Annotated in this window: 15 protein-coding genes; 12 read left to right on the top strand and 3 right to left on the bottom strand. The window is 57.7% G+C overall.

Annotated elements, in window-relative coordinates:
- Positions 1-4: 4 nt before the first annotated feature.
- Complete coding sequence (locus I9187_RS02960) at positions 5-802, bottom strand: phytanoyl-CoA dioxygenase family protein (protein WP_171181465.1); 798 nt, start codon at positions 800-802, stop codon at positions 5-7.
- 84 nt (positions 803-886) lie between these two features.
- Here I9187_RS02960 and I9187_RS02955 point away from each other — a divergent pair, with 84 nt between their 5' ends.
- On the top strand, positions 887-1,783 hold the full coding sequence (locus I9187_RS02955; protein WP_171181467.1) for a LysR family transcriptional regulator: 897 nt from the start codon (positions 887-889) through the stop codon (positions 1,781-1,783).
- A gap of 4 nt (positions 1,784-1,787) precedes the next feature.
- Here the strand turns inward: I9187_RS02955 and irrA are convergent, their stop codons facing one another.
- Complete coding sequence (gene irrA / locus I9187_RS02950; protein WP_171181570.1) at positions 1,788-2,204, bottom strand: iron response transcriptional regulator IrrA; 417 nt, start codon at positions 2,202-2,204, stop codon at positions 1,788-1,790.
- Positions 2,205-2,391: 187 nt separating this feature from the next.
- On the opposite strand from irrA, the gene fabA reads away from it, so the two are divergent.
- From fabA to I9187_RS02930, 4 genes are read left to right on the top strand one after another with little or no spacing between them, the layout of a single operon-like run.
- Positions 2,392-2,901 carry a bifunctional 3-hydroxydecanoyl-ACP dehydratase/trans-2-decenoyl-ACP isomerase gene (gene fabA, locus I9187_RS02945; RefSeq protein WP_093964585.1) on the top strand — a complete coding sequence of 170 codons (510 nt, stop codon included), beginning with the start codon at positions 2,392-2,394 and terminating at the stop codon, positions 2,899-2,901.
- A gap of 48 nt (positions 2,902-2,949) precedes the next feature.
- Positions 2,950-4,179 carry a beta-ketoacyl-ACP synthase I gene (gene fabB, locus I9187_RS02940; protein WP_171181469.1) on the top strand — a complete coding sequence of 410 codons (1,230 nt, stop codon included), beginning with the start codon at positions 2,950-2,952 and terminating at the stop codon, positions 4,177-4,179.
- 5 nt (positions 4,180-4,184) lie between these two features.
- The gene (locus tag I9187_RS02935) at positions 4,185-4,976 is read left to right on the top strand and encodes an enoyl-ACP reductase (protein WP_171181471.1); all 792 of its coding nucleotides are present in this window, start codon (positions 4,185-4,187) and stop codon (positions 4,974-4,976) included.
- A 58-nt stretch (positions 4,977-5,034) separates the two neighbouring features.
- A complete protein-coding gene (locus I9187_RS02930; protein ID WP_171181473.1) occupies positions 5,035-5,214 on the top strand; it encodes a hypothetical protein in 180 nt (59 codons plus the stop codon).
- Positions 5,215-5,247: 33 nt separating this feature from the next.
- Here the strand turns inward: I9187_RS02930 and I9187_RS02925 are convergent, their stop codons facing one another.
- Entirely contained in the window at positions 5,248-5,676 is a 429-nt protein-coding gene (locus I9187_RS02925; RefSeq protein ID WP_171721911.1) for a peptidylprolyl isomerase, read from the bottom strand.
- Positions 5,677-5,802: 126 nt separating this feature from the next.
- Here I9187_RS02925 and I9187_RS02920 point away from each other — a divergent pair, with 126 nt between their 5' ends.
- From I9187_RS02920 to I9187_RS02890, 7 genes are all read left to right on the top strand, one after another.
- Positions 5,803-6,489: a haloacid dehalogenase type II gene (locus I9187_RS02920; protein WP_209940054.1), complete on the top strand. Its 687-nt coding sequence runs from the start codon at positions 5,803-5,805 to the stop codon at positions 6,487-6,489.
- A complete protein-coding gene (locus tag I9187_RS02915; RefSeq protein ID WP_171181479.1) occupies positions 6,489-7,319 on the top strand; it encodes an alpha/beta hydrolase in 831 nt (276 codons plus the stop codon). Before I9187_RS02920 ends, I9187_RS02915 begins: the two co-directional genes overlap by 1 nt.
- A complete protein-coding gene (locus I9187_RS02910) occupies positions 7,316-8,290 on the top strand; it encodes a threonine/serine dehydratase (RefSeq protein ID WP_171181481.1) in 975 nt (324 codons plus the stop codon). The genes I9187_RS02915 and I9187_RS02910 overlap by 4 nt, the downstream gene beginning before the upstream one ends.
- Before the next feature lie 61 nt (positions 8,291-8,351).
- Positions 8,352-9,140 (top strand): 3-oxoadipate enol-lactonase, encoded by a 789-nt coding sequence (gene pcaD, locus I9187_RS02905; protein WP_171235377.1) that lies wholly within the window; start codon positions 8,352-8,354, stop codon positions 9,138-9,140.
- A gap of 12 nt (positions 9,141-9,152) precedes the next feature.
- Positions 9,153-9,869: an alpha/beta fold hydrolase gene (locus tag I9187_RS02900; protein WP_171181485.1), complete on the top strand. Its 717-nt coding sequence runs from the start codon at positions 9,153-9,155 to the stop codon at positions 9,867-9,869.
- Positions 9,870-9,965: 96 nt separating this feature from the next.
- Positions 9,966-11,165 carry a TCR/Tet family MFS transporter gene (locus I9187_RS02895; RefSeq protein ID WP_171181487.1) on the top strand — a complete coding sequence of 400 codons (1,200 nt, stop codon included), beginning with the start codon at positions 9,966-9,968 and terminating at the stop codon, positions 11,163-11,165.
- A gap of 82 nt (positions 11,166-11,247) precedes the next feature.
- Positions 11,248-12,342, top strand: a complete 1,095-nt coding sequence (locus tag I9187_RS02890) for a Zn-dependent alcohol dehydrogenase (RefSeq protein ID WP_209940101.1) — start codon at positions 11,248-11,250, stop codon at positions 12,340-12,342.
- The last annotated feature ends 4 nt before the right edge of the window (positions 12,343-12,346 follow it).

The raw sequence follows: 12,346 nt of genomic DNA, 5'->3' as shown, positions 1-12,346 counted from the left end.
CTCTTCAGCGTTGCAACAGCATAGGGAACCAATCCTCGCGCAGGCGCTGACCCGGCGTCATGTCGTGACCGGGGAACGGGGGCGAGGTCCGGCCCGGGCGTTCAACGTAACGCGCGTCATCCCCGACTAGGCGCAGCGAGAATGCACGGCGACGGCTGTCCGACTGGTTGCCTCGCGCGCCGTGCAACGTGCGATAGTTGAACGCCACGGCATCACCAGGCTCCATTTCGAATTCAACAACCCTCATGCCTTCGGCATCTGGGTCCGGGACGGGAATGTACTGGCCTTCATCCGGGAAGAACCCCTCCTCTGACACCCAACGGGTCGGTAGAACTTCTTTCTCCCATTGATGCGATCCGGCGACACAGCGCAGCGTTGCCTGCCGCACCGTGTCCAGTGGAGACCAGAAGCTGATGGTTTGCTGACCTTCGACGAAGTAATACGGCCCGTCCTGATGCCAGGGGGTGGCCATCGATGTGCCTGGCTCTTTGACCAGCACGTGATCGTGGAACATCTGAACGCTTTGCGATTGCATCAGATCAGCTGCGACCTCGGCGGCGGGCGACTTTTCGATGACCTCACGGAACTGGGGAATCCGGGTCCAATTGCAATAATCATCAAAGAAACGCCCTGTTTCGCCGGACTTCTTGTTTTCAGACGCATAAGGGCCGGGCTCAGCCATATTTGCCGCCACGCCGTCGCGCAGTTGATCGACATAATCAGCGAACAATCCCTTGATCAGGACAACGCCATCTTGCTGATAGGTATCGATCATCGCTTGAGAAACAAGTGGGTGAGGCATCCGGGTCTCCTTTGGCTATGTCCCGGTTTTGATCCGAACATGCATTCTGTTCAAATCATATCTTTCGAAGTTATAAATAACTTCATGTTATATATTTCACTTCGCCAATACGAATACGTCTGCGCTATCGGGCGCCATGGCAGCCTCTCGGCGGCGGCGCAGCACCTGAATGTGTCGCAACCCGCCCTGTCTACTGCGCTGACACGTGTTGAAGAACATATTGGCCATCCGCTGTTCTCCCGCCGCCGGGGTGCAGCCATGGCTCTGACCCCACAGGGGCGCAGGTTTATCGAACAGGCCGAGGCATTGTTGAATGACGCAGCCCGAATCGAAACGTCTGAAACCCCCACACCGGGGATGACTCAATTGCGGTTGGGGTGTTTCACGGATCTCGCCCCGTTTTTGCTGGCCCCAGCCCTGCATCAATTGCGCGTTGCTTTTCCAAATCTCGCGATCAGCTATGTCGCCGCGTCCTTCCAAGGGTTGTTGAATGGCATGATCGCCGGACAGATCGACATTTCGGTCACATATGATCTGACCATGGATGCCGGGTTCGCCCGTGCAAAACTATTTGACAGCAGACCAAAAGCTTTGATGTCCCCGGACTATCCGTTGGCATCAACGAATGGTGTTACCCTGGCAGACGTCGCGACCCACCCCTTGATCCTGTCAACCGAAGGGCTTTCGGCGCAACATATCCTCGGCCTGTTTCGTCGCAAAGGTCTGCGCCCAACAGTCGCGCACCGTGCAGCGTCACTTGAAATTCAGCGCAGCCTTGCTGCTCATGGAGAAGGAATCGGAATCAGCTATGCCAGCCCGCCTAGTCCTGTCAGCTATGACAACCGGCATCTAATCGGTATTCCAATCACCGACCCGGATGCCGCAGAGTCTGTTGTATTGGCGCGCCACGGCACAGGACCCGCCGACCCGGTTATTGATCAGGCCGAACACGTTCTAACAAATCGTTTGAAGCAGGATTGAAGCCCTATTTCTTGCGCAGTCGGATCACTACGTCGACTGACGCGATCTCGACCCCTTCGGGCGCCTCGGGCAAGCGATGAATCACCAGCTGATCCGAGGGCGCATCACTCAGACGGGCCTCGTCTTCCCAAAAAAAATGGGGGTGATCGTAGGTATTGGTGTCGAAATAGCTTTTCGATCCATCCACGGTAATTTCCTGCAGAACACCTGCATCGCAAAAGGCACGAAGGGTGTTGTAGACCGTTGCAAGGGAAACGGCATCACCGTTTGCTTTAGCGGATTCAAACAGGCTTTCTGCAGTCACATGGCGATGACGGCCATCGCCCACCAAAAGCTCAGCAAGCGCCACACGCTGACGCGTCGGCCGCAAGCCGGCATTCACCAGCCAACCCGTTGCTATTTCCTGGCTCTGAGGTGTCATCTGTCCGATACCCATAGTTGCTGCTTTTATATATAGGGGCGCATAGTTGGGAATTTCAAATGAAATTCATTCGCAAAGATGGGTATACGCACAATATGATGTGGCGCACCACTCTTGCAGGACCTTGCAAACGGGTGATAGACGAGGCCAGATATAAAGACAGACCCTCGGCAGGAAAGGCGGCAGAATGGCCCAGTTCCCTAGCAGTTTTGACAAAGATGATCTGCTGAAATGCGCCCGCGGCGAATTATTCGGCCCCGGCAACGCACAATTACCCGCCCCGCCGATGCTGATGATGGATCGGATCACCGACATCTCGGGCGATGGTGGCGCGCATGGCAAAGGCCATGTGGTGGCCGAGTTTGATATTACGCCGGATCTTTGGTTCTTTGACTGTCACTTCCCCGGCAACCCGATCATGCCGGGCTGTCTGGGTCTGGACGGCCTGTGGCAGCTCACCGGTTTCAATCTGGGGTGGCGCGGCTGGCAAGGACGTGGGTATGCGCTGGGCGTAGGCGAAGTTAAATTGACCGGAATGGTCCGCCCCGACCGCAAAATGCTGACATATTACGTCGACTTCACCAAAGCCGTTCAGACCCGCCGTCTGACCATGGGTGTGGCGGATGGCCGGGTCGAAGCCGATGGCGAAGTGATTTATCAGGTTAAAGACATGAAGGTTGCACTGTCGGAAAGCTGACCCCAGCTCTCGGACACGTCACAGAAAACGAAATACAGGAGTACGCTTATGCGTCGCGTCGTCGTCACCGGTCTGGGGGTTGTCTCCTCCATCGGGAACAATGCCGAAGAGGTTCTGGCCTCGCTTAAATCAGGCAAATCCGGGATCGAGGCCAACGAGCAGATGGTCGAACATGGTTTTCGCAGCCAGATCGCCGGGACGCTCAAAATCGACGTGGCCGAGCATGTAGACAAACGCACCCTGCGCTTTATGGGCCCCGGCGCGGCCTATGCCCATATCGCCATGAGCCAGGCGATTGCTGATTCCGGCCTGGGTGAAGATCAGGTGGTGAACCCACGCACCGGTCTGGTGGCGGGCTCTGGCGGGCCATCCACCAGCGCCATGCTGACGGCACATCAGACGGTTCTGAAAAACGGCGCGACCAAGAGGATCGGGCCGTTTGCCGTGCCGAAATGCATGTGCTCGACAATATCAGCAAACTTGGCAACGGCGTTCAAGATCAAGGGTATCAACTACTCGATCACATCCGCCTGCTCGACCTCGCTGCATTGCATCGGCAACGCTGCAGAACAAATCATGCTTGGCAAACAAGACGTGATGTTTGCAGGCGGCGGCGAGGAACTGGACTGGACGCTCTCCTGCCTGTTCGACGCCATGGGCGCAATGTCCTCGAAATACAATGACACGCCCGAGAAAGCCTCGCGCGCGTTTGACGAAAACCGCGACGGTTTCGTGATTTCCGGCGGCGGCGGCATCGTTGTTCTGGAAGAGCTGGAGCATGCACTGGCACGCGGCGCAAAGATCTATGCCGAAGTCACCGGATACGCGGCCACTTCGGATGGCCATGACATGGTGGCTCCGTCCGGCGAAGGCGGCGAACGCGCCATGCGACTGGCTCTGGGCACCCTTCCCGAGGGCCGCAAAGTGGACTACATCAACGCCCATGGCACCTCGACCCCAGTTGGTGATGTGGGTGAGGTTGAGGCCGTGCGCCGTATCTTTGGCGAAGGCAACGTGCCACCGATTTCGTCGACCAAGTCGATGACCGGGCACGCCCAAGGTGCAGCAGGCGCTCTTGAAGCGATCTTCTGCCTGCTGATGCTGGACAATGATTTCATAACGCCGTCGATCAACGTCGACACGCTTGCCGAGGGCATCCTGCCCGGTGAAATTGCGACCGAAGTGGTTGAAAACGCAGGATTGGACAGTGTCATGACCAACAGCTTCGGCTTTGGCGGCACCAACGGGTCCATGATTCTGTCAAAGTATAATGGGTGAAAGTGATGTCGGATCTTCTAAAAGGTAAACGCGGCCTGATCATGGGCGTGGCCAATGACCGCTCAATCGCGTGGGGCATTGCCAAAGCCATGCACGAGGCTGGTGCCGAACTGGCATTCACCTACCAGGGCGAAGCGTTCGGCAAGCGGCTGGAGCCCTTAGCCCAAAGCCTCGGCAGCGATTTTATGGTCGATGCGGATGTTACCGATGACGAATCGCTGGACCGCGCATTTGATGAACTGGCCCAGCGCTGGCCAACCATCGACTTTGTCGTCCACGCCATCGCCTATTCGGACAAATCCGAACTGACGGGCCGTTTCCTGAACACCACGCGGGCAAATTTCAAACACTCAATGGATGTGTCGGCCTATTCCTTCATCGAAGTGGCGCGGCGCGCCTACCCGCTGATGAAGGACAATGGCGGTTCACTTTTGACCCTGACCTATCAGGGATCAAACCGTGTTGTTCCGAATTACAACGTCATGGGTGTAGCCAAGGCGGCTCTGGAATCAGCAACCCGCTATCTGGCCAATGACCTTGGGCCAGACGGCATTCGCGTGAACGCGATTTCACCTGGGCCGATGAAAACCCTCGCCGGTGCGGCCATCGGCGGCGCGCGCAAGACCTACAAGTTCTGCGACCAAAACGCTCCGATGCGGGCAAATGCAACGCTTGAGGCTGTGGGTGGAACCGCTGTCTACCTGACTTCGGATGCAGGGTCCTGCACCTCGGGCGAGATTATCCGCGTTGATGGTGGCTTCCACGTTCTGGGCATGCCGCAGCCTGACTTTATGTGACTATATCTTTCCCTGCCGCCGCCAAGTTTTCACCATCTTTGGGCGGCAGGAAACTGATATGAGCAAGCTAGATCAAATCATTGCGAACAATGCGCGCACAACAGCCGGTCGAAGAAAGCCCGGTTTCCTCAGCCAAAGGGCCCGAGTCCTTTTGTTGACGCTGACATGTATGCTGTTGGCGTTTATCTTCTTTACTCAACCGCAAGTCCGTACGGCGATCGAAACGTTGATCGGGTAAATCCCGGGCCGGAAAACCAGCCCGAACTGAACATCAGTTGATCGAGACGACCTCAATTTCAAAAACCAGATCCTGACCCGCCAATGGATGGTTAGCGTCCAACGTCACGGTCGCCTCGTCTGCGCCCACCACTGTCACCGGCACGGCCTGGCCATCCGGAGCCTGCATTTGCAACTGCGTTCCGGGCTCAAGCGGGATGTCATCGGGAATGCCTTCGCGCGGAATTTCCTGACGCATCGCCGGATTAATGGGGCCATAGGCATCCACGCAAGCAATCTCGACCCGTTTTTTGTCCCCTAAGGACAGGCCGGGCATGGCGCTGTCCAAGCCGGGAATTATCTGGCCAGATCCGACCACAAACTCCAACGGATCGCGCCCCTCTGAGCTGTCAAAGGTTTGGCCGTCCAGCAGCGTCCCGGTGTAGTGGATGCGAACCGTGTCGCCTTTTTTGATTTCGGTCATCGTGGCCTCCGGCCGTTTTACAGGATTGAGCGGCCAACCCTAGGGCCTGATACGATCTTGTAAACCCTTGGCTCTTTCACCCCCCTCATTGTTGTGCCAACCTGCGCGCGATCAGAGGAGGATCATATGCCGATCACCACCTGTGTCTTCGACGCTTACGGAACACTTTTTGACGTTGCAGCAGCAGCCCGCCAAGCTGCGGACGAACCGGGATTTGAGGCCCTCAAAGACAAATGGCCCACGGTTGCGGGTCATTGGCGTCTCAAGCAATTGCAGTACACATGGCTGCGCGCCGTAGCCAATGCACATGCCGATTTCTGGGACGTGACACAGGACGGGTTGGATTGGGCGTTAGACGCCACTGACATGCAAGGCGACCCAAGGCTGCGCCAACGCCTGCTTGATTTGTATTGGGAGTTACAGGCCTATCCCGAAGTGCCCGACATGTTGAAGGCCCTCAAGGAGGGCGGGATGCAAACGGCAATCCTGTCAAACGGATCGCCGCCAATGCTGAATGGCGCGGTGCAATCTGCCGGAATCGGCGATGTGCTGGACGATGTTCTGTCGGTAGAAAGCGTTGGTGTTTTCAAACCTCATGCCCGGGTCTACGATCTGGTACCGGAACGGTTCAACTGCGCGCCTGATGAGGTGTTGTTCGTCAGTTCAAACGGTTGGGACGCCGCCGGCGCCAGCGGGTACGGCTTTGTCACCGCCTGGGTCAATCGGGCTGGCGAACCGATGGACCGCCTGCCGTGGACACCTGCGCATGTGCTGTCCGATTTGACTTCGATCCCAAAACTGGCGGGGCTTTGATGTCAGACTTCACAACCACTGACGGCATGCGCATCTATTTCGAAGACACCGGCACGGGCACGCCGCTTTTGTGTTTGGCTGGCCTGACCCGAAATAGCCGCGACTTTTCGTTTTTTGCGCCCCATGCGGCTGACTTGCGCATGATCGCAATGGATTACAGGGGGCGTGGTCGTTCGGACTATGATCCCGACTTCATGAACTACAACATCTTTCGTGAATCGCATGACGCGATCGAACTGCTGGATGTACTGGGGATCGAGAAGACTTTTGTTCTGGGCACCTCGCGGGGCGGTCTGATCGCCATGGCCCTGGCCGCAAGCCATCCCGAGCGGCTAGCCGGGGTGATCCTGAATGATGTTGGACCTGTCGTTGAAACGTCTGGTATCGCCAAGATCATGGCCTATGTGGGGGCACAGCCGACTGCGCAAACCTATGATGAGGCCGCTTTGACTCTGCAAAAGGTAATGGAACCTCAATTCCCCGGCGTTTCCCTGGAAACCTGGCGCATGCAGGCCGAAATTCAGTACGAAAAACGCGACGATGGGTTGGCGCTACGCTACGATCCCGCACTACGCAAGGCGCTGATCGAACAGGCTGCAAGCGGCGCCACACCTGATCTGTGGATGTTCTTTGAAGCCCTGCGCGAGATTCCGACAGGTGTAATACGGGGGGCAAATTCCGACGTTCTGAGTGCCGACACAGTTGCCGAAATGCACGACCGCCATCCGGGCCTAATCTCAACCGAAGTTCCTGATCGTGGGCATGTTCCGTTTCTGAACGAACCCCAATCCTTGGATCTCATACAAAAGGTATTGAAGAGCGCCGCATGAGCACAATTGAGATGATCGAGGCCGCAGCAGAACGGCTAAACGGACACATCCGAAAAACACCGATCCTGTCTTCGCCCTTTCTCGACAAGCTTGCCGGTCGTCGGGTTTTGGTCAAACCAGAATGTTTGCAACATACCGGCAGCTTCAAGTTTCGCGGGGCTTGGTCGGCCATTTCGGCACTGAAAGAGGCCGAACGCCAGCGCGGTGTGATTGCGTATTCCTCGGGCAACCACGCACAAGGCGTTGCAATGGCGGCATCAAAGCACGGCATTTCTTCGGTTATCGTTATGCCGTCGGACGCCCCACAGTTGAAGATCGAAAACACCCGCGCGCTTGGGGCCGAAGTTGTTCTTTATGACCGTGCGAATGAAAAGCGAGAAGAAATTGGCGAAGCCATCGCGGCGGAGCGCGGACTGACCCTGATCCGACCTTATGACGAACCGCTGGTTATCGCAGGCCAAGGCACCACCGGCCTTGAAATCGCCGGTCAGGCCGCGGATTTAGGTATCACTCAGGCAGACGTACTGGTCTGTTGCGGCGGGGGCGGCCTGACCTCGGGCATCGCCCTGGCCCTAGAGAAACATGCGCCGAACCTGCGCGCGCGCCCTTGTGAGCCAGAGGGGTTCGATGACGTCAAACGCTCGCTGGCCTCAGGACGGATTGAAAAAAACAACGCAGCTTCGGGTAACATCTGCGACGCCATTCTGACGCCACAACCCGGAGACATCACGTTTCCGATTCTCAACCGCCTGTGCGGTCCGGGCCTATCCGTCACCGAAGAAGAAGCTTTGCGCGCCATGGCCCTGGCCTTTCTGCGCCTCAAGATCGTTCTGGAACCCGGCGGCGCGGTGGCTCTGGCCTCGGCCCTGTTCCGAGGCGACCAGATCGAAGGCGATGACGTGATCGTTGTTGCATCTGGCGGCAATGTCGATCCGGCAGTATTTTCCAGGGCGTTGGAATTCCTGACCTGACAGGGCTGCACAAGATGTGCATGTTGCACCCCAAAAGTTCATGGCGACAAGGAAGCCAGTCATGAAGATCGCTGATCTGGGCGACGTGAAATTGAATTACCGCATCGACGGCCCAACAGACGGTGCGCCGTTAGTCTTTGCCAATTCCCTAGGAACCAACCTGCACTTGTGGGACGCTGTACTGCCACATCTGCCAGCAGAGCTGCGCATCATCCGATACGACAAACGTGGTCACGGGCGGTCCTCGGTGCCGCCTGCGCCGTATTCGATGGGCGCATTGATACGCGATGCAGAGGCATTGCTGGATCACCTGCAGGTCCGCGATTGCGTCTTCGTTGGTCTGTCCATTGGCGGGATGATTGCACAAGGGCTTGCCGTCAAACGCATGGACCAGATTCGTGGTCTGGTTCTATCAAACACTGCCGCCAAAATTGCCACCCCTTCGGTCTGGCAGGATCGGATCAAGGCCGTGCGCAAGGACGGGATCGAAGCATTGGCCGACGCAACGATGGAACGTTGGTTTTCGCGTGATTTCCGCGCCGCACAAAACCACCTGCCTTGGCGCGACATGATGGTGGGCCAACCGGCTGAAGGGTATCTGGGCTGCTGCTCGGCCATTGCAGGCACCGATTTCTATACCCCAACGAGTGGGCTGCGCCTCCCGACCTTGGGCATTGCAGGCAGCGAAGACGGATCGACGCCCCCCGATCTGGTGCGAGAGACCGTCGATCTGATCCCGGGATCCCGGTTCCGGCTGATCCGCCGGGCAGGGCATTTGCCCTGCGTTGAAAAGCCAGCGGAATATGCAGAGATCCTGACTGATTTTCTGACCGAAATCGGACATATCTGAAGGAGAACGGCAATGGCGTCTTTCCTGTTGGTCCACGGCTCTTGCCACGGTGCATGGTGCTGGCGCGACCTGATACCCGCGCTTGAAACTCTGGGGCATTCTGCCAAAGCCATCGACATGCCCAGCCATGGTGCGGACCCCACGCCCGTAGCCGAGGTCACGCTGGACAGTTGCCGCGACGCCGTGCTGCATGCCAGCACATCAGATACAATCCTCGTTGGCCATTCCTGGGGCGGCTACCCGATCAGCGCCGCCGCCGAAGCGCAACCCGATGCCATGCGCGCGCTGATCTATCTGTGCGCCTATGTGCCCAAAGACGGCCTGACCATGGCAGATATGCGCAGGCTTGGCCCAAGGCAGACCATCGCCCATGCGGTCGAAAAATCCACCGACGGGCTGTCATACACTGTATCTGCCGAGGCTATTCCCCAGCTGTTCTACCATGATTGCCCCGACGACATCCTGCCTTACGCCTATGCGCGCCTTTGCCCTCAGGCCATTCGTCCACAAGAAACGCCCCTTCCGACCGGTGCGAATTTCGACAATGTGCCCAAGGCGTATATCCGCACCACGGACGATCACACTATACCACCCGAATACCAAGCAACTATGAGCGCCCTTATCCCCGAAGATATGCGCCGCACCATCGACAGTTCGCATTCCCCGTTCTTCTCGCACCCGCGCGAGCTTGCGCAAATCCTGTCAGAACTGGCAGACAAACTGCCCTGACCTGTCGCAACGGCAATTCGACCCGCAATCAACTCTCGCTTTTCTCGGTTATCATCTGTGCTTAGGGTGCGTTGAACAGATCACTTGCCGGGTCCTATGCGTCTGCCGTTTTTCTTCATCCTCAGCATTGTCATGATCGACGCCATGGGCATCGGTCTGGTGATGCCGATCATGCCGGAACTGATCGTCGAGGTTCAGGGCGGCTCGCTCGCCAATGCAGCGATCTGGGGCGGCGTGCTGAGCACAGCCTTTGCCGCGATGCAGTTTATCTTTGGGCCCATACTTGGAAACCTGTCAGACGCGTACGGACGCAGAACCGTCCTTCTGGTGTCCCTGTTTGTTATGGCGCTGGACTATGTCGTGATGGCTGTTGCGGGCAGCATTTGGCTGTTGCTGATCGGTCGGATCGTAGGCGGTATAACTGCTGCCACGCATGCCACCGCTGCGGCGTTTATGGCGGATGTGTCCGAGCCCAAGGATAAGGCTGCAAACTTTGGCCTGCTGGGTGCCGCTTTTGGCATGGGCTTCGTCCTTGGGCCCGTCATTGGCGGATTGCTCAGTGAATACGGCACGCGCGCGCCGTTTTGGGCCGCTGCCGGTTTGGCGGCGTTGACCTTTTGCATCGGTTTCTTCGTGATGCCCGAGACCGTAACCGACAAGACCCGACGCGCCTTCAGCCTGAAACGCGCAAACCCTCTCAATTCGCTGAACGCCATCGCTTCTTTGCCCGGTATCCGGCCGCTGCTTTGGGTGTATTTCCTGTATTCAGTATCCATCTACGTCTACCCCGCTATCTGGTCCTATTTCACGACCGAGCGATTCGGATGGTCGCCACAGATGATTGGCCTGTCCCTGGGTGTCTACGGTATAGGCATGGCCATTGTGCAGGGCGGATTGATCCGGCCTGCCATCCGGTTTCTGGGCGAGAGGGGCACAATCATCTACGGAATGGGTTTTGAGATCATTAGCTTCGCATTTCTGGCCTTCCTCACCAACGGCCTCATCGCGCTGCTTCTCATTCCAATAACTGCCATCGGGGCGGTCATCACACCTGCTCTTCAGGCCATGATGTCCAAGGCCACGCCCGATTCGCAGCAAGGCGAATTGCAGGGCGTTCTGACGGCGCTGCACGCGCTGTCGATGGTGATCTCGCCTTTGCTTATGACTTCGATTTTCGCGCAGTTCATCCGGCCCGACACGCCACTCTACCTGCCCGGCGCACCGTTTCTATTAGCGCTGGTACTAATGCTGGCAGGTTTCTTGTTGTTTCGCCGGTCCCGCCCTGTCGTTGCGTAACAACGACATCCAAATGGCGGTTTCCGCCTTGCGAGACGTCATTTCCCGCGCCACCGTGAACCCAACGGGAGAGAGTGACAACATGCAAACAATCAAAGCCGCAGTCTGCCGAGCTTTTGGCGAACCCTTGGTGATCGAAGAAGTTCAACTTGCGCCCCCCGGCACGGGCGAAGTCGAGGTAACACTAGACGCCGTGGCCATCTGCCATTCGGACATATCCTACGCCGAAGGGGCATGGGGTGGGTTCCTGCCAGCCGTTTATGGCCACGAAGCCGCAGGCGTTATCAGCGCCGTTGGTGAAGCCGCCGGGGATTTCAAAATCGGCGACCCTGTGGTTGTAACGCTGATCCGTGCCTGTGGAACGTGCCCCAGCTGTGCGGGCGGAAAACCGACAATCTGCGGAACACCATACGATACGGTCAAAGGTCCGTTGAAGACCGGTGATGGCGGTCCACTCGAACAGGCCATGGCCTGTGGTGCCTTTGCCGAAAAGGTTGTGGTGAGCCACCGTCAGATCGTCAAAATTCCAGAAACTCTGCCCAAGGATCTGGCCAGCCTGCTCTCATGCGGGGTCATCACCGGGGTTGGAGCTGCTGTGAACGCAGCTGATTTGCGCCCCGGTCGGGATGTCGTGGTGATCGGCGCAGGCGGCGTTGGTCTGAACGCCATTCAGGGCGCGCGGATTGCAGGCGCGCGGCGAATCGTGGCCGTGGATACGACCGAAGAAAAGCTTGAGATCGCCAAGGAATTCGGCGCAACCCACGGCGTGTTGGCCAGTTTGGACCAGCCGTGGAAGGCCGCTTACAAGGCGTTAGGCGGGCGTGGTGCGGATGCGGTTCTGATCACGGTTGGTGCGATTCCCGCCTATGATCAGGCACCGCGCTATCTTGGACGTGGTGGCAAGGCGATCATGATCGGAATGCCGCATTCGGGTGACATGGCCAGTTATGAGCCCGTCGTTCTGGCGGCTCTGGGTCAGGGCGTTGTTGGGTCGAAGATGGGCGACGTGGTGATCCAGCGCGATATTCCGTGGATGGTGGATCTGTACGAACAAGGGCGGCTGAAGCTGGACGAGTTGATCTCGGGTCGTTGGTCCCTTGATCAGATCAACGAAGCCATCGCCGACACCAAAACCGGATCAGCCAAGCGCAATGTGATCCTGTTCGACAGGACCTGACCCA

The sequence above is a fragment of the Ruegeria sp. HKCCE4148 genome, from assembly GCF_017872495.1.
In the GTDB taxonomy this organism is placed as follows: Bacteria; Pseudomonadota; Alphaproteobacteria; order Rhodobacterales; family Rhodobacteraceae; genus Ruegeria.
This window is presented reverse-complemented; position numbering and strand designations above follow the sequence as displayed.